This window comes from Streptomyces sp. JLSY215 (assembly GCF_059682825.1).
On sequence record NZ_CM185022.1, the window covers coordinates 1677728 to 1694911 of the forward strand.

Genomic DNA, 17184 nt, shown 5'->3' on the forward strand with positions numbered 1-17184 from the left:
CGGGGTGGTCGTACGGTCGGGGGCGCGCGGCCCGTCCGGCGGCGGTCATCGCGCGCGGTTGAGGGTCCGCAGGGCGGCCTTGAGGAGCTGGGGCACCTGCGGCTGGGTGCCGTCGGCGAGGGCGGCCTCGGCCTGCGGGGCGACCGCGTCCAGCGCCTCATCGGCCTCTCGGGGGGCATAGCCGAGCCCGATCAGCGCGGCGTGCAGCTGATCGCGCCAGCCGGACGTGACCGCGCCGCCGGCCGCGCGGGCGTTGCCGACCGGCGCGCCGAGCCGGTCCTTGAGCTCCAGCAGCAGCTTCTGCGCGCCCTTCTTGCCGATGCCGGGCACCGCGGTGAGCGTCTTCTCGTCGCCGCTCGCGACCGCCAGCCGCAGCGTGTCGGGCGAGTGCACCGCCAGCATGGCCTGGGCGAGCCGCGGGCCGACGCCGCTGGCGGTCTGCAGCAGCTCGAAGGTCTGGCGCTCGTCGTCGTCGGCGAAGCCGTACAGCGTGAGCGAGTCCTCGCGGACGACCAGGGACGTGGCGATCTTGGCCTGCTCACCGATGCGCAGCCCGGACAGGGTGTTCGGTGTGCACTGGACGGCCATGCCGACGCCGCCGACCTCGATGACGGCGGTATCGGGGGCCAGGGCCGCGACCGGGCCGGAGACAAAAGCGATCATCGGGTGCCCTTCGGCGTGCGTACGGGAGCGGCGCGGCGGGCCGCGGCATGCGCCTGCTGGAGGCGGTTGACCGCGGGGGCGCGCCATATATGACAGATGGCCAGCGCGAGGGCGTCGGCGGCGTCGGCGGGCCTGGGCGGCGCGTCGAGCCGCAGCAGCCGGGTGACCATGGCGCCGACCTGCGCCTTGTCGGCCCGGCCCGATCCGGTGACGGCGGCCTTGACCTCGCTGGGGGTGTGCAGCGCGACCGGCAGTCCGCGGCGGGCCGCGCACAGCATGGCGACCGCGCTGGCCTGGGCAGTGCCCATGACCGTACGGACGTTGTGCTGGCTGAACACCCGCTCCACGGCGACGAATTCGGGGCGGTGGGTGTCGAGCCACTCCTCCAGGCCGCGCTCGATCAGCACGAGGCGGTGCGCGATGTCGGCGTCCGCGGGCGTGCGCACGACGCCGACGCCCGCCATCGTCAGCGGCCGTCCGGCCACCCCCTCGACCACGCCGACGCCGCAGCGCGTCAGCCCCGGGTCCACCCCGAGCACCTTCACGGTGCCCCTCCCCTCATGCCCGTACCGTCCGTACGCGCTGTGCCGTGCCGTACCGTTTCGGCTCGCCGTTCCCCCATGGGGGGACGGAGATCCCCTGCTCAGCACAGTATCGGGTGGCACTGACAATCGAGCGGCACCGACAACGCGACGGGCCGACGGGGGTGTTCCCCGTCGGCCCGTGTACGCACGGAAGCGGCGCGGCCGCGCATGCTCCGGCCCGGCCTCGCGTGGTCCGTCCTACGCGTCGACCTTCGCCATGACCTCGTCCGCGACGTCGAAGTTGGCGAAGACGTTCTGCACGTCGTCGCTGTCCTCCAGCGCGTCGATCAGCTTGAAGATCTTGCGCGCGCCCTCTTCCTCCAGCTCGACCTGCATGGTCGGGACAAAGTTGGCGTCGGCCGAGTCGTAGTCGATGCCGGCCTCCTGCAGCGCCGTGCGGACCGCGACCAGGTCGGTGGCCTCGCTCAGCACCTCGAAGGACTCGCCGAGGTCGTTGACCTCCTCGGCGCCCGCGTCCAGGACCGCGCCGAGGACGTCGTCCTCGCTCAGCTCGCCCTTGGGGACGATCACCACGCCCTTGCGGTTGAACAGGTAGGACACCGAGCCCGGGTCGGCCATCGATCCGCCGTTGCGGGTCATCGCGACGCGGACGTCCGAGGCGGCACGGTTGCGGTTGTCGGTGAGGCACTCGATGAGCACCGCGACACCGTTGGGGCCGTACCCCTCGTACATGATGGTTTCGTAGTCGGCGCCGCCCGCCTCAAGACCCGCACCGCGCTTGACCGCGGAGTCGATGTTCTTGTTGGGCACCGAGCTCTTCTTCGCCTTCTGGATGGCGTCGAAGAGGGTCGGGTTGCCGTCGACGTCGGCGCCACCGGTGCGCGCCGCGACCTCGATGTTCTTGATCAGCTTCGCGAAGAGCTTGCCGCGCTTGGCATCGATCACGGCCTTCTTGTGCTTCGTCGTAGCCCATTTAGAGTGGCCGGACATCCGCCTGTCTCCTTCGCGTAACCCATTTCCGAAACGAACGCCATCGATCCTACCGGGGCCACGTCACACGGCGTGACGCACCATCTCCACGAACAGCGCGTGGACGCGGTGGTCGCCGGTGAGCTCCGGGTGGAAGGACGTGGCGAGGACGTTACCCTGCCGCACGGCCACGGTGTGGCCGTTGTACGTAGCCAGGACCTCGACCGCGGCGCCGACCGACTCGACCCAGGGCGCCCGGATGAAGACGCCCTCGACCGGTCCGCCGGGAATGCCGGCCACGTCGATGGCCGCCTCGAAGGACTCGTTCTGCCGCCCGAAGGCGTTACGGCGCACGATCATGTCGACGCCGCCGAACGTCTCCTGGTCCGCGCGCGCGTCCAGCAGCTTGTCCGCGACCATGATCATGCCGGCGCAGGTGCCGTAGACCGGCTTCCCGGCCTTCACGAACGCGCGCAGCGGTTCGAGCATGCCGAAGACGATGGCCAGCTTGGACATGGTGGTGGACTCGCCGCCCGGTATGACCAGGCCGTCGATCTCGGCCAGCTCCTCGGGGCGGCGCACCGGCCGCGCCTGGGCACCGGCGTCCGCGAGCGCCTTGACGTGCTCGCGGACGTCGCCCTGGAGGGCCAGCACACCGATGGTGAGGGTGCTCATCTGTGTTCTTGCGTCCTTTGTTCCTGCGTGCTGTGTTCCTGCGCGGTGTGTCCCGCGTGCTTACCAGCCGCGGTTGGCGTAGCGCTCGGCCTCGGGGAGGGTGTCGCAGTTGATGCCGACCATGGCCTCGCCCAGGTTGCGGGAGACGTCCGCGATGACCTTGGGGTCGTCGTAGAAGGTGGTGGCCTTCACGATCGCGGCGGCGCGCTTGGCGGGGTCGCCGGACTTGAAGATGCCGGAGCCGACGAAGACGCCCTCGGCGCCGAGCTGGCGCATCAGCGCGGCGTCGGCGGGGGTGGCCACACCGCCGGCGGAGAACAGCACGACGGGGAGCTTGCCGAGCTCGGCGACCTCCTTGACCAGCTCGAACGGGGCGCGCAGCTCCTTGGCGGCGGCGTACAGCTCGTTGTTGTCGCAGCCGCGCAGCTTGGCGATCTCGCCCTTGATCTGGCGCAGGTGGCGGACCGCCTCGACGACGTTGCCGGTGCCGGCCTCGCCCTTGGAGCGGATCATGGCGGCGCCCTCGGCGATCCGGCGCAGGGCCTCGCCCAGGTTGGTGGCACCGCAGACGAAGGGGGTGGTGAAGGCCCACTTGTCGGAGTGGTTGACCTCGTCGGCCGGGGTCAGGACCTCGGACTCGTCGATGTAGTCGACGCCGAGCGACTGCAGGACCTGGGCCTCGACGAAGTGGCCGATCCGGGACTTGGCCATGACCGGGATGGAGACGGCGTCGATGATGCCGTCGATCATGTCGGGGTCCGACATGCGGGCCACGCCGCCGTCCTTGCGGATGTCCGCGGGCACCCGCTCCAGGGCCATGACGGCGACGGCGCCGGCGTCCTCGGCGATCTTCGCCTCTTCCGGCGTGACGACGTCCATGATCACGCCGCCCTTGAGCTGCTCGGCCATTCCGCGCTTGACGCGCGCGGTTCCGGTCTCGGGGTTCTGGGGCGTGGTGGGCGTGCTGGACACGGTTGACCTCACTCTTTGCGGGTGGTTATGCGTGTTGGCCACACAACCCTTTGTGCGGGGGCGAGGGAAAGGGCCAATTCAAGGTGGGTGGCTCGTTACGGCCTGGAGTTGTGCGGCCGGGTGCGGTGGGTTGCGGGCCGCCGTCGCCGGCCGCCGTCGCAGGTGGCTCTCTCCTGCCCTCGCATCCTTCGGCGGCCCGCTCCGCGTCCGGTGCCCCCATTGTCAGCCGCCCGCCGAGCGGTCGTCCAGGACCGCCGGCGGCTCGTCGTCCATCTCGAAGGCCAGCGGGAACGGCGCATGGCCCGCGAGCCTCAGATAGCGGACGAGGCGGTGGCGCCGGACCGCCCGTGCGGCCCGTACCGCGTCGTTGTGGAAGCGGCGGGCCATCGGGACGCGGCGCACGGCCGCGGTGAGTTCGGCGACCGTCTGTTCGCCGCCGGGGGCCTCCCGTACGGCCTCCAGCTGGGCGTCCTCCGCGAAGATGGCGCGGAGCGCCTGGCTGAGCTCGCTCTCCGCGACCTCGCGGTGGTCGTCCTCGGCCTGCCGGGCCTCGTGGGCGGCCTGGTAGAGGACGATCGAGGCGGCGGGGTCGAGGACACCCGAGGTGCCCACCTCCTGGGCGACCGAGGCGCGCCGGAGCAGCTGGGCGTCCAGGGCCGCCTTGGCCGCGTCGATGCGGGCGTGCAGGCGGTCGAGGCGGCCGGCCGTCCAGCTCAGGTAGATACCGATGAGGACGATCGCGACGGCGATCCAGATCAGGGTGGTCACGGGCCGTCACGTTACCCGTACGTGGCGGGCGGGCCCGCCGCACACATGACTGCCCCGCCCGCCGTTGCAGCCGGTCAGTCCCTGGCCAGGCCCCACCGCGCGCGCAGCCCGACCCGCTCGTCGGTGGCCACCGAGGCGGCGCCCGCGGTCACCGTTTCGTAGACGGCCAGGATGTCGGCGCCGACCGTCGACCAGTCGAAGCGGCGTACGTGCTTGAGGCCGCGGTCGCGGAGTTCGGCCAGCCTCGCCGGGTCGTTCAGGAGGCGTACGGCGGCGGTGGCGAGGGCGTCGGCGTCCTCGTTGGCGAAGAGCTCGCCGGCCTCGCCCTGGTCGAGGACCTGGGCGAACGCGTCCAGGTCGCTGGCCAGGACGGGGGCGCCGGCCGACAGGGCCTCGACGAGGATGATGCCGAAGGATTCGCCGCCGGTGTTGGGCGCGACGTAGAGGTCGACGCTGCTCAGCAGGCGGGCCTTGTCCTCGTCGCTGACCATGCCGAGGAATTCGACCCGGGAGCGCATGTCGGGGGGCAGGGCCGCGACGGCCTCCTCCTCGTCGCCCCGGCCCGCCACCAGCAGGCGGGCGTCCGGCACCCTGTCGAGGATGGCGGGGAGCGCCTTCATCAGGACGGGCAGGCCCTTGCGGGGCTCGTCGATGCGGCCGATGAAGCCGAGCGTCCTGCCCTGCCATGCGGGCTTGGGTTCGGCGCGGGCGAAGAAGTCGACGTCGACGCCGTTGGGGATGACCACCGCATCGCCGCCGAGGTGTTCGACGAGGGTGCGGCGGGCGTATTCGCTCACCGCGATCCGGGCGCTGATCTTCTCCAGCGCGGGCTGCAGGATCGGGTACGCGGCGATCATGGCCCGGGAGCGCGGGTTGGAGGTGTGGAAGGTCGCCACGATCGGGCCCTGGGCCGCCCAGCAGGAGAGCAGGCCGAGCGAGGGGGAGGCCGGTTCGTGGATGTGGATGACGTCGAAGGCGCCGTTCTGCAGCCAGCGCCGGACCCGGGCGGCGGAGAGGAAGCCGAAGTTGAGGCGGGCGACCGAGCCGTTGTAGGGGACCGGGACGGCGCGGCCGGCGGAGACGACGTACGGGGGCAGGGGCGTCTCGTCGTCGGCGGGGGCCAGGACGGAGACCTCGTGGCCCAGGCGGATCAGGTGCTCGGCCAGGTCGCGGATGTGGAACTGGACGCCGCCGGGGACGTCCCAGGCGTACGGGCAGACGATGCCGATCTTCATGCCGTCTCCCCTCCGGAGGCCGGTACGCCGGGCGTCTCGCGCGGCTCCACGCGCGGCTCCAGGTCGGCGAGCCAAAGACGCTGGAGCATGTGCCAGTCCTCGGGGTGGTCGGCGATGCCGGAGGCGAAGGCGTCGGCGAGCGCCTGGGTCATCTGGGCGGCCTTCTCGGTACGGGTGCCGGTCTCGGGCACCTCGATCTCCGGGTGGACGCGGCCGCGCAGGACGGGGCTCTCGTCGTACCAGAGGGTGACCGGCAGCAGCATCGCGCCGGTCTGCAGGGCGAGCATCGCGGGGCCGGCCGGCATCTTCGTCGCCTCGCCGAAGAACGTGACCGGTATGCCGGAAGCGGACAGATCACGGTCGGCGACGAGGCAGACCAGGCCGCCGGCCCGGAGCCGGCGGGCGAGGGTTCCGAAGGCGGCGGCGCCCGTGTGCGGCAGCACCTCCATGCCCAGGCCCTCGCGGTAGGCGACGAAGCGGTCGTAGAGGGATTCGGGCTTGAGGCGCTCGGCGACGGTGGTGAAGGGGGTGTTGAGCTTGGTGGTGACCCAGACACCGGCGAGGTCGTAGTTGCCCATGTGGGGCAGGGCCAGGACGACGCCGCGGTCGCTTGCGAGGCCGTCCACGAGGTGGTGCACGTCCTCGGGGTCGAAGCCGTTCCTTATGCGGTCCTTGCTCCAGGACGGCAGGCGGAAGGACTCCATCCAGTAGCGCATGTACGAGCGCATACCGGCCCGGGAGAGCGTGGCCAGGCGCTGCGGGGAGGCATCGGGGACGACGCGGGCGAGGTTCGCCTCCAGGCGGAGGACGCCCTTGCCGCGGCGTTTCCAGGCGATGTCGGCGATGCGCTGTCCGAGCCGTACGGCGGCGCCTTCGGGCAGCTTCTTGACGGCCGTCCAGCCCAGGCCGTAGAGGGCGTCGGTGAGTTTGTCGGTGGCCGCGCTCATGCGCCGTTCCCCCCTTGCGCGACGGCGTCGGCCTCGGCCGACTCGCGGCGTACCGTCACCACACGCTGGCCGAGGGTGACGGCGCTGCCGAGGGCGACGATCCACAGCGCGATCGGGAGCAGGATCTCGACGCCCGGCACACCGAAGGCGTGCAGACCGGACAGACCGCAGGCCACGAGCGTGATGACGAGCCGTTCGGCGCGCTCGACGAGGCCGTTGACGTTCACCGGCAGCCCGATGGCCTCGCCGCGTGCCTTGGTGTACGAGACCACCTGGCCGCTGGCGAGGCAGAAGATCGCGATCGCGCAGAGCACCAGGTCGTCGCCGCCCCCGGCGTACCACAGGGCCAGCCCGCCGAAGATCGCCGAATCGGCGACCCGGTCGAGGGTGGAGTCGAGGAACGCGCCCCAGCGGCTGGAGCGGCCCAGCTGCCGCGCCATGTTGCCGTCGACCAGATCGGAGAAGACGAACAGGGTGATGACCACCGTGCCCCAGAAGAACCCGCCCTCCGGGTAGAAGATCAAGGCGCCGGCCACCACGCCGCCGGTCCCGACGAGGGTGACCGCGTCCGGGCTGACCCCCAAGCGGATGAGCAGGGCGGCGAACGGTGTGAGAACACGCGTGAAGAAAGCACGCGCGTACTTGTTCAGCATGGCCTTCCCGGAGGTCGATACGGGCCGCGCGGTCAAGGGGCCACCGGCTGGCCCATCGTAGCCAGGCGGCCACCGGCCACCACGAACGCACCGCGGCGCCGGGTGCAACGCACGGCGCACGGACCTCGGCGCACGCCTCCGGGCGCCCGCGCAGGCATGATAGGCCGCAAGCTCCAGGATCGCCCGTTGTGCCATGTATGGACGCAAGGTGGCCTCGGTGGAAAGCTCGAATCACCGCAAAGTGTCGACCTGGAGGCGAGACACATGAGCGAGAAGTCGAGTACACACCCGGGAGCCGCCGGAAGGGCACCCACGGCCGACCGGCCCACCGCCCTGCGCAATGTGGTGCTGGTCGGCCACAGCGGTTCCGGAAAAACCACCCTGGTCGAGGCCCTCGCGCTGGCGTCCGGCGCGGTCAACCGCGCGGGCCGGGTCGAGGACGGCGGGTGTCTGTCGGACTACGACGAGATCGAGCACCGCCAGCAGCGTTCCGTACAGCTCTCCCTGGTCCCGGTGGACTGGGGCGGCATAAAAATCAATCTCCTGGACACCCCCGGATACGCCGATTTCGTCGGGGAGCTGAGGGCCGGTCTGCGGGCAGCGGACGCGGCCCTCTTCGTCGTTTCGGCCGCGGACGGGGTGGCCGGCGCGACCCGCATGGTCTGGGACGAATGCGCGGCGGTCGGCATGCCGCGGGCCCTGGTCGTCACGCACCTCGAGGCGGCCCGCGCCGACTTCGACGAGATGACCCGGCTGTGCCGCGACACCTTCGGCGGCGAGGACCCGGACGCCGTGCTGCCCCTGTACCTCCCGCTGTACGGCACCCCGGGCGCCGACGGCCACGCCCCCGTGGAAGGCCTGATCGGCCTGCTCTCCCGGCGGGTCTTCGACCACTCCTCCGGCGAGCGCACCGAGCGCGCACCGACGGACGACGAGCTCCCGCTGATCGAAGAGGCCCGTAACCGTCTCATCGAGGGGATCATCGCCGAGAGCGAGGACGAATCCTTGATGGACCGCTACCTCGGCGGCGAGGAGATCGACATCAAGACGCTCGTGGGGGATCTGGAGACGGCGGTCGCCCGGGGCACCTTCCATCCCGTGCTCGCCGCCGCCCCGGCCGGTGACGGCGCCAAGCAGGGCCTTGGCACCGTCGAGCTGCTGGAGCTGATCACCGGCGGTTTCCCGACCCCCGCCGAGCGGGAGGCACCGGCCGTGACCGGCACCGACGGCTCCCCCTGCCCGACGCTGACCTGCGATCCCGACGGCCCGCTCGCGGCCGAGGTGGTCAAGACCTCCTCCGACCCGTACGTCGGCCGGGTCTCGCTGGTACGGGTCTTCTCCGGCACGCTGCGGCCCGACGAGACGGTGCATGTCTCCGGGCACGGCCTGGAGGACCGCGGCCATGAGGACCATGACGTCGACGAGCGGATCGGCGCGCTGACCGCCCCGTTCGGCAAACAGCAGCGGCCGCTGTCCCGGGCGATCGCCGGCGATCTGGCGTGCGTGGCGAAGCTGACCCGCGCCGAGACCGGCGACACCCTCTCGGCGAAGGACGCGCCGCTCCTGATGGAGCCGTGGACGATGCCGGACCCGCTGCTGCCGATCGCCATCGAGGCCCACAGCAAGGCCGATGAGGACAGACTTTCGCTGGGCCTGTCCCGGCTGGTGGCGGAGGACCCGACGCTGCGCCTCGAACACCACCCGGACACCCATCAGATGGTGCTGTGGTGCCTGGGCGAGGCGCATGTCGATGTGGCGCTGGAGCGGCTGCGCTCGCGGTACGGCGTCCAGGTCGACACGGTCCCGCACAAGGTGGCGCTGCGGGAGACCTTCGGCGCCGCCGCGTCCGGGCGCGGCCGCCACGTCAAACAGTCCGGCGGTCACGGCCAGTTCGCGATCTGCGAGATCACGGTCGAGCCGCTGCCGGGTGGCTCCGGCATCGAGTTCGTCGACAAGGTGGTGGGCGGCTCGGTGCCCCGCCAGTTCATTCCGTCCGTGGAGAAGGGCGTCCGCGCCCAGGCCGCGCGCGGGGTGGCCGCCGGGCATCCGCTCGTCGACATCCGCGTCACCCTGCTCGACGGCAAGGCGCACTCCGTCGACTCCTCGGACGCCGCCTTCCAGAAGGCCGGCGCGCTGGCGCTGCGGGAGGCCGCCGCCGACGCCCGGATCGATCTGCTGGAGCCGGTCGCCGAGGTGACGGTGCTGATTCCGGACGACTTCGTCGGCCCGGCCATGAGCGATCTGTCCGGGCGCCGCGGCCGGGTGGTGGGCACCGAGCAGTCCGGGGCCGGCCGCACGCTCATACGCGCCGAGGTCCCCGAGATCGAGCTCGGCCGCTACGCCGTCGATCTGCGTTCCCTCTCCCACGGCACCGGCCGCTTCACCCGCGTCTACGCGCGGCACGAGCCGATGCCGCCGCAGCACGCCGACAAGGTGCGTCAGGAGGCGCTGAACGGCGCATAGTCAGCGGTGCCGCAGCCGCTGTCCGGCTCAACTCCCTTGGGCTGGACGGCGGCTGTACGCTGAGATGCGGTGGTCATCGGCTCGGCAGGGGTGTGCCGTGAGCGGTAGTCGGGAAAGAGCCGCATCATCGGATGCGCGCGGTGATGGGGGCGGTAGTGGCAGACGGCTTTGACTTCAGTCCGGGGGCTCAGGTACCGATCGCCGGTGGCGCCGGGCAGACGGCGGCGACCCAGGCCCTCGCCTCGGCGGCCTATCGCGACTGCAAGCTCTCCAAGATCTCCGACGCCGACTCCGACTCCGGCAAGTCCGAGATCAAGAAGCCGAAGCTGTCGCTGTTCGCGCCCAACCTCGGCGAGGCGTTCGCGCGCGCCGTACAGGTCCGGATGCTCGGCGGCGGCCGCAAGGCCCTCATCCAGTCCTTCGGGACGGAACCGCAGACCATCGTCGAGCACTGCCTGTCCGCCACGCGTCTGCGCAAGCAGCGGGACGCCAAGCTGACGCTGATCATGGTGCTCTTCGGGCTGCTGTTCCTGCCCGGTGTGCTGCTGTGGCTGGGCGCCTTCCAGATCAAGAAGATGCTCTCCAAGGACGGCGAGGGCGGCGGCGTCTCCCTGCTCGGCGGGGCGCTGCTGGTGGTGCTGGCGGGCGCCGCCGTGTTCTTCATGGTCAAGCTGCCGTGGAACGGCCTGTGGCCGCTGTACGTCCGCGCCATGATCGTCGCCCCGGTGGTCGGCTGGTGGTGGGCCAAACAGATCTGCGAAAAGGCCGCGGTGACGATGCGGGAGGCCTGGAAGGGACTGCTCGAGGGCGGCGGCGTGGCCGCCAAGATCCCCGAGGCGGTGCCCCAGGACCCGAACCAGACCGCCGCCGAGACCCTGCGGCAGAATCTCGCCAAAGTCAGCGCCGAGCAGCAGAGCAACGTCGTCTTCTACGCCGGCCCCAAGGGCATACTCGGCATGGGCACGCGCTGGGGCAGCTGGCAGCTCGCCGAGGAGCTGCGGCCGGCCCAGGAGGGCGTGGAGATCCACCCGTTCCGCAGCTGGGACGTCGTCCGGGTGATCCACGACCGGCTGCGTCTGCTGGAGCGCTCCCCGCTGCACACCGGCGGCTTCCCGGCCCCCTCCGTACGCCACTGGATCGTCTCGCCGGTCGGCGAGAAGGCCGGTTCGGTCTCCCGCCCGGACGGCACGGACACCGATGCGTTCCAGATCCGTGGGCACGAGATAGAGCGCATCTGCAACGAGCAGCAGTTCGGCGCCGGCAACCGCCACTATCTGGGCGTGCAGTTCGTCCTGTGGGACGGCCAGTTGGTGCTCACGCTGATGATCACCGTCACGGTCCTGCACGAGACGCTGCGCATCGAGGTGACCGGCCATGCCCTCGGCCCGGTGAACGGCCTCTTCACGAGCAAGCCGGAGCCCAAGACCAAGGATGTCGCGAAGACCGTCCGGTTCTGGGAGACCAGGAAGGTCACGCTCCCGCTGATCGACGCGGGCGAGGTCGTCCGCCTCGCCGCCCGCGCCCCGCTCACGTGGTTCCCGCCGGTCCTGGACTTCCTCGGCGGCAAGCTCACCCTCCCCGAGCCGTTCGGCCTGCGCCATGTCTGGGCCGACAAGCCCTGGCGGCACCGCTTCATGGCCGACGACGCGCTGCGCGCCGCGACCCCGGTGCTGCGCGTCGTGCACTCCGCCGCCCTGAGCGTGCTGAAGGAGAACGGCGTGGACACCGAGCGCTTCGACAACCGCTCGCTGGTGCTGAGCGGCATGGTCCAGAGCGCGGAGCCGAAGAACGCCGACGAGTACCACGCCTAGACCCCGTAGGGCGCAGGCCGGACGCCGCTGCTAGCGGAAGATCCCCGTGTGGCCCAGGGAGTACCGCCCCGGCTGCGGATACACCGCCAGCCCGTGCGGGCCCTGGCCCACGGGGATCTTTGCGAGCGTCTTGCCGCTCCGCGTGTCCAGCGCATAGACCTCGGAGTTGTAGCGCCCGGACAGCCACAGCACCTTGCCGTCCGCCGAGACCCCGCCCATGTCCGGGCTGCCGCCACCGGGGATGTGCCATTTGCCGACGAGGTCGCCGGTCTTGAAGTCGAGCAGCGAGATGGATCCCTCGCCCCGGTTGGAGATGTACATCTTCTTCGAGTCGCGGCTGACGTAGAGGCCGTGGGTGCCCTTGCCCGTGGGCAGCAGCCGCGGTTTGGTGAAGCGGTCGCCGTCCAGGACCCACACCCCGTCGGCCATCATGTCGGCGATGTACCAGGTCTTGCCGTCGGGGGAGATCTTCACGTCCTGCGGCATCGCGCCCTCGAAGGGCAGCTTCTCCTGCCCGATGACCTTCATCTTCTCGGTGTCGACCTTGAGCAGCTCGCCGGAGAACTCACAGGAGACGATGAAGTACCGCCCGTCCGGCGAGAAGTCGGCGTGATTGACGCCCGCGCAGCTCACCGGCAGGGTCTTGCGGATCTTCATGCTGTGCGGGTCGCGGAAGACCAGCTGCCGGTCCATCGAGGCCATCACGACCGCGTACTTCCCGTTGGGCGTGAAGTAGAGGTTGTACGGGTCGTGGACCTTGACGGGCTCGCCGGCCTTGCCGGTGGCGGGGTCGATCGGGGTGAGGTCGTGCCCCCGGTTGTTGTTGACCCAGAGCGTCTTCATGTCCCACGACGGCACGACGTGCTGCGGCTGCACCCCGACCGGGATCGTCTCGATCACCTTGTACGTCTTCGGGTCGATGACGGTGACCGAATCGGATCCGGTGTTGGGCACATACACCCGCGAGGGGAAGTCCCGCACCTGCTTCGCCAGCCTGTTGGGCCGGTCCGCGGCATAGAGGTCGCCCTCCTCCATCTGCGGCGGCATCCCGGGCAGGCCCGGCCCGACGGCCTTGGCCTCGGACGGCTTCGCGGGGCGCGGGCCGTCCTTGGGCTTGGTCTCCCCGCCGCCCGAGCAGCCCGCCGCCAGCAGCGCGCAGGCCACGGCGAGCAGCGCGGCCCGGCGGCCGGGGCGGGGGGATCTGCGGACGGGGGTACGGTTCCGGTCAGCCATCAGGTCACTAGCTCCGTTGTCGTCACCGCGCGCAGCCCGCGCCGGCTCAGTCCGTCGAGGATCGGGGGCAGCGCGGCCACCGTGCCGGCGTGCCCGAGATGGAGGCTCACGACCGAGCCCGGCCCGATCCGGTCCAGGACCGTGCGCTGGACGGCCGCGGCACCGGGGTCTTGGGAGTCGAGGGAATCCAGGTCGTAGGACAGGACGTGCGGATAGCCGGCCTGACGGGCCAGCCGGGTCACCAGGTCCGTGGCCCGCCGGGTCTGCGAGGGCCGGAACCAGCTGCCGATGCTGCCGGTCAGCCGCCGCAGCCGGTCGGCGCACCGGCTGATCTCGGCGTATGCGGCGTCCTCGGGCAGGGCGCAGATATTGCGGTGGTGCATCGTGTGATTGCCCAGCTCATGGCCGCCGTCGAGGATCCGGCGGGCCATCGCGGGCTGCTCGTCCAGCCAGTCGCCGACGGCGAGCACGGTCACCCGGGCGCCGGCCCGCTCGGCCTCGCCCAGCAGGGCGGTGGCCAGCTTGGGGTCGCCCCTGCCGTGGAAGGTCAGCGCGACCGCCCGGCCGTCCCGTGGCCCGTGCGCGATCTGGACGGGCTGTCCGGGCACCCGGGTGGGCGGCCGGGCGGCGTGCGCCGGGGCGGGGCCGGGCGCGCTCGGCCCGCCGGAGTGCGGCGTGGCGACCCGTGCGGCCGAGGAGTCCGTACGGGCCCGGGCGCAGCCCGAGGCGAACGCACCGGCGGCCGCGGCCGAGGTGGCCGCGCGCAGCACGGTGCGACGAGCTAGGAAGGTCACCCCACCATTACAGTGGCAATCATCCGAATTTGAGGTTATCTGTCCGATTTATCGGGGTGCGTGTCGCCTGCGGTGACCGCCGGCCCGGCGCTCACGCGGGCCAGGCCTCCGCGAGCATCGCCCGGGTGTCCGCGAGGAGTTGGGGCAGCACCTTGGTGTGGCCGACCACCGGCATGAAGTTCGTGTCGCCGCCCCAGCGCGGCACGACATGCTGGTGGAGATGGGCGGCGATCCCGGCTCCGGCGACGGTGCCCTGGTTCATCCCGATGTTGAAGCCGTGCGCCCCGGACGCGGTCCGCAGCGCGGTCATCGCGCGCTTGGTGAACTCCGCGAGCTCCAGGGTCTCCGCGCCGTCCAGCTCGGTGTAGTCCGCGACATGCCGGAACGGGACCACCATCAGATGCCCGCCGTTGTACGGATACAGATTCAGCACCGCATAGACCCGCTCGCCGCGCGCGATCACCAGACCGTCCTCGTCCGACTTCGCGGGGATCGTGCAGAACGGACAGCCGTCGTCGGCCCCCGGGCCGCTCGGCTTGTTCTCGCCCTGGATGTAGGCCATCCGGTGGGGCGTCCACAGGCGCTGAAAGGCGTCCTGCGTCCCGACTCCGATCTGCTGTTCCGGCTCGCTTGTCATACGGGCCAGCATATTGCTTCGCCCTTCGGCGGCGTGTCGTTGGGGCGAACCTCACGGCGGGCTCCGCGATGCTGTGCCGGTGGACAGGCAACGGCGGCTGGCACAGTGGGAGCGGACGGCCGAGCCGTTCCTCTTGCTTGCCTCACTGCTCTTCCTGACCTCCTACGCGGTCCGGGTCCTGGTCCCGGGCCTCTCCCCCGGCTGGCACACCTTCTGGACCCTCGTCACGTACGTCACCTGGGGTCTGTTCGTCCTCGAATACCTGGGCCGGCTGTCGCTCAGCGACGACCGGCGGCACTTCGTCCGCACCCGCTGGCTGGACCTGATCGTGACCGTGCTGCCGCTGATGCGCCCGCTGCGCATCGTGGACATGCACGACCGGATGCAGCGCCGGCGGGATCATCCGCGGCTCGTCCTGGAGGCCCGGGTGATGACGTACGCCGGGCTCACCTCGCTGCTACTGGGCTTCGCGGCGAGCCTGGCCGTCTACAACGACGAGCGGGTCGCCCCGGGCGCCAATATCCGCACCTTCGGCGATGCGGTCTGGTGGGCCGCCTCGACCCTGACGACGACCGGGTACGGCGACGCCACGCCGGTCACCTCGCGCGGGCGGTGGGTCGCGGTGGGGCTGATGTTCGTCGGGGTGGCCCTCGTCGGGGCGGTGGTGGGCTCCTTCTCGTCCTGGCTGCTGCGGCGCTTCCGCCAGGACGGCGAGGCATGAGCCAGGCATGAGAAGGCCCCGGGGAGCGGGTCGCTCCCCGGGGCCTCACCTCACACACGGGCGTCACACCTGGACGCGGCGCTCCACGATGTCCAGGATCTCGGCGATCGCCTCATCGCGCGGGATCCCGTTCTTCTGCGAACCGTCGCGGTAGCGGAACGAGACGGCACCGGCCTCCATGTCCTCGTCACCGGCGATGATCATGAACGGAACCTTGGCCTTCTGCTGGTTCCTGATCTTCTTCTGCATACGGTCCGAGGAGGCGTCCACCTCGACCCGGAGCCCCTTGGCCCGCGCCCGCTCGGCGAACTCCTGCAGATACGGCACATGCGCGTCCCCGATCGGGATGCCGACGGCCTGCACCGGCGCGAGCCACGCCGGGAACGCCCCCGCGTAGTGCTCCAGGAGCACACCGAAGAACCGCTCGATGGAGCCGAACAGGGCGCGGTGCAGCATGACCGGCTGCTGCCGGGAGCCGTCCGCCGCGGTGTACTCCAGGCCGAAGCGCTTGGGCTGGTTGAAGTCGACCTGGAGCGTCGACATCTGCCACGACCGGCCGATCGCGTCCTTCGCCTGCACGGAGATCTTCGGGCCGTAGTACGCGGCGCCGCCCGGGTCCGGGACCAGCGGCAGGCCCTGCTTCTCGGCGGCCAGGCGCAGCGCCTCGGTGGCCTCCTCCCAGTCCTCGTCCGAGCCGATGAACTTGTCCGACTCCGGGTCGCGGGTGGACAGCTCCAGCTCGAACTCGGTCAGACCGTAGTCGCGCAGCAGGTCGAGCACGAAGGTGAGGAGCGTGTCGAGCTCCTCGGGCATCTGGTCCTTGGTGCAGTAGATGTGCGAGTCGTCCTGGGTGAAGCCGCGCGAGCGGGTCAGGCCGTGCACGACGCCCGACTTCTCGTAGCGGTAGACCGTGCCGAACTCGAAGAGGCGCAGCGGCAGTTCGCGGTAGGAGCGGCCCCGCGACTTGAAGATCAGGTTGTGCATCGGGCAGTTCATCGCCTTGAGGCGGTAGTTCTGCTCGTCGAACTCGATGGCCGGGAACATGCCCTCCGCGTAGTGCGGCAGGTGCCCGGAGATCTCGAAGAGGCGCTCCTTCGAGAGGTGCGGGGTGTTCACGAACTCGTAGCCGGAGACCTCGTGCCGCCGACGCGAGTAGTCCTCCATCACCTTGCGGACGACGCCGCCCTTGGGGTGGAAGACCGCGAGACCCGGGCCCAGCTCCTCCGGGAACGAGAAGAGGTCCAGCTCCGCGCCCAGCTTGCGGTGATCGCGCTTCTCGGCCTCGGCGAGGAACTCCAGATACGCCTTGAGCTCGTCCTTGGTCGGCCAGGCGGTGCCGTAGATCCGCTGCAGCTGCTTGTTCTTCTCGCTGCCGCGCCAGTACGCGGCGGCCGAGCGCATCAGCTTGAACGCGGGGATCATCCGGGTGCTGGGCAGGTGCGGACCGCGGCAGAGGTCCTTCCAGCACAGGTCGCCGGTCTTGGCGTCGAGGTTGTCGTAGATGGTCAGCTCGCCGGCGCCGACCTCGGCGGAGGCGCCCTCGGCGGCGTCCGCGGCGGAGCCCTTGAGGCCGATCAGCTCGATCTTGTACGGCTCGTCCGCCAGCTCCTCGCGCGCGGCGTCATCGCTGACCGCACGGCGCGCGAACTTCTGCCCGCGCTTCTGGATCTCCTGCATCTTCTTCTCGATGCGCTTGAGATCGTCCGGGTGGAAGGGGGTCTCGACGTCGAAGTCGTAGTAGAAGCCGTCCTTGATCGGCGGGCCGATGCCGAGCTTGGCCTCCGGGAACAGCTCCTGCACGGCCTGCGCCATCACATGCGCGGTGGAGTGCCGCAGGATGTTCAGACCGTCCTCGGAGGTGATCTCGACGGGCTCGACCGCATCGCCGTCGGCGACCTCGTACGCGAGGTCCTTCAGCTCCCCGGCCACCCGCGCGGCGACGACGCTGCGCTCGCCCTGGAAGAGGTCGGCGGCCGTAGTGCCCGTGGTCACCACGCGTTCTTCCCGCTCGGAATCGCGTTGGACGGTCACACGGACGTCTGACACCGGTCTCTCCTGACTCATGTCTCTTTCGCGTCAGCGATTGCTGCGCAGCCCG

16 protein-coding genes are annotated in these 17184 nt (G+C 70.9%); 3 read left to right on the forward strand and 13 right to left on the reverse strand.

The window, feature by feature from the left end; all coding sequences use genetic code 11:
- Positions 1 to 45 precede the first annotated feature (45 nt).
- The 9 genes from ruvA to pgsA form a co-directional block, all read right to left on the reverse strand.
- Positions 46 to 663, reverse strand: a complete 618-nt coding sequence (ruvA, locus tag AC5677_RS07500; RefSeq protein WP_497194228.1) for a Holliday junction branch migration protein RuvA — start codon at positions 661 to 663, stop codon at positions 46 to 48.
- Positions 660 to 1208, reverse strand: a complete 549-nt coding sequence (gene ruvC, locus AC5677_RS07505; protein WP_497194229.1) for a crossover junction endodeoxyribonuclease RuvC — start codon at positions 1206 to 1208, stop codon at positions 660 to 662. Before ruvC ends, ruvA begins: the two co-directional genes overlap by 4 nt.
- A 237-nt stretch (positions 1209 to 1445) precedes the next feature.
- Positions 1446 to 2198 (reverse strand): YebC/PmpR family DNA-binding transcriptional regulator, encoded by a 753-nt coding sequence (locus tag AC5677_RS07510; protein WP_497194230.1) that lies wholly within the window; start codon positions 2196 to 2198, stop codon positions 1446 to 1448.
- A 63-nt stretch (positions 2199 to 2261) separates the two neighbouring features.
- Positions 2262 to 2852, reverse strand: coding sequence for a pyridoxal 5'-phosphate synthase glutaminase subunit PdxT (pdxT, locus tag AC5677_RS07515; RefSeq protein ID WP_497194231.1), 591 nt, complete (start codon positions 2850 to 2852; stop codon positions 2262 to 2264).
- A 60-nt stretch (positions 2853 to 2912) separates the two neighbouring features.
- Positions 2913 to 3824, reverse strand: coding sequence for a pyridoxal 5'-phosphate synthase lyase subunit PdxS (gene pdxS / locus AC5677_RS07520; protein WP_030067142.1), 912 nt, complete (start codon positions 3822 to 3824; stop codon positions 2913 to 2915).
- 222 nt (positions 3825 to 4046) lie between these two features.
- Positions 4047 to 4592 carry a LemA family protein gene (locus tag AC5677_RS07525; RefSeq protein WP_497194232.1) on the reverse strand — a complete coding sequence of 182 codons (546 nt, stop codon included), beginning with the start codon at positions 4590 to 4592 and terminating at the stop codon, positions 4047 to 4049.
- Between the two features lie 74 nt (positions 4593 to 4666).
- Positions 4667 to 5827, reverse strand: a complete 1161-nt coding sequence (locus AC5677_RS07530) for a glycosyltransferase family 4 protein (protein WP_497194233.1) — start codon at positions 5825 to 5827, stop codon at positions 4667 to 4669.
- Positions 5824 to 6774, reverse strand: coding sequence for a phosphatidylinositol mannoside acyltransferase (locus AC5677_RS07535; RefSeq protein WP_497194234.1), 951 nt, complete (start codon positions 6772 to 6774; stop codon positions 5824 to 5826). Before AC5677_RS07535 ends, AC5677_RS07530 begins: the two co-directional genes overlap by 4 nt.
- On the reverse strand, positions 6771 to 7427 hold the full coding sequence (gene pgsA, locus AC5677_RS07540; RefSeq protein WP_497194235.1) for a phosphatidylinositol phosphate synthase: 657 nt from the start codon (positions 7425 to 7427) through the stop codon (positions 6771 to 6773). The genes AC5677_RS07535 and pgsA overlap by 4 nt, the downstream gene beginning before the upstream one ends.
- Positions 7428 to 7691: 264 nt before the next feature.
- Between pgsA and AC5677_RS07545 the strand changes: the two genes are divergently transcribed.
- Positions 7692 to 9890, forward strand: a complete 2199-nt coding sequence (locus AC5677_RS07545; RefSeq protein ID WP_497194236.1) for an elongation factor G-like protein EF-G2 — start codon at positions 7692 to 7694, stop codon at positions 9888 to 9890.
- 131 nt (positions 9891 to 10021) lie between these two features.
- Positions 10022 to 11701 (forward strand): AbeC-like domain-containing protein, encoded by a 1680-nt coding sequence (locus AC5677_RS07550; protein ID WP_497194237.1) that lies wholly within the window; start codon positions 10022 to 10024, stop codon positions 11699 to 11701.
- Between the two features lie 30 nt (positions 11702 to 11731).
- Here AC5677_RS07550 and AC5677_RS07555 read toward each other — a convergent pair whose 3' ends face one another.
- The 3 genes from AC5677_RS07555 to AC5677_RS07565 form a co-directional block, all read right to left on the reverse strand.
- Complete coding sequence (locus AC5677_RS07555; protein ID WP_497194238.1) at positions 11732 to 12934, reverse strand: YncE family protein; 1203 nt, start codon at positions 12932 to 12934, stop codon at positions 11732 to 11734.
- Positions 12934 to 13728, reverse strand: coding sequence for a polysaccharide deacetylase family protein (locus AC5677_RS07560; protein ID WP_497194239.1), 795 nt, complete (start codon positions 13726 to 13728; stop codon positions 12934 to 12936). The genes AC5677_RS07555 and AC5677_RS07560 overlap by 1 nt, the downstream gene beginning before the upstream one ends.
- A gap of 91 nt (positions 13729 to 13819) precedes the next feature.
- Positions 13820 to 14377 carry an HIT family protein gene (locus AC5677_RS07565; RefSeq protein ID WP_497194240.1) on the reverse strand — a complete coding sequence of 186 codons (558 nt, stop codon included), beginning with the start codon at positions 14375 to 14377 and terminating at the stop codon, positions 13820 to 13822.
- A 61-nt stretch (positions 14378 to 14438) separates the two neighbouring features.
- Between AC5677_RS07565 and AC5677_RS07570 the strand changes: the two genes are divergently transcribed.
- Entirely contained in the window at positions 14439 to 15086 is a 648-nt protein-coding gene (locus tag AC5677_RS07570) for a potassium channel family protein (RefSeq protein ID WP_497194241.1), read from the forward strand.
- Positions 15087 to 15149: 63 nt separating this feature from the next.
- On the opposite strand, the gene thrS is transcribed toward AC5677_RS07570, so the two are convergent.
- Positions 15150 to 17132 (reverse strand): threonine--tRNA ligase, encoded by a 1983-nt coding sequence (gene thrS, locus AC5677_RS07575; RefSeq protein WP_497194242.1) that lies wholly within the window; start codon positions 17130 to 17132, stop codon positions 15150 to 15152.
- Positions 17133 to 17184 lie beyond the last annotated feature (52 nt).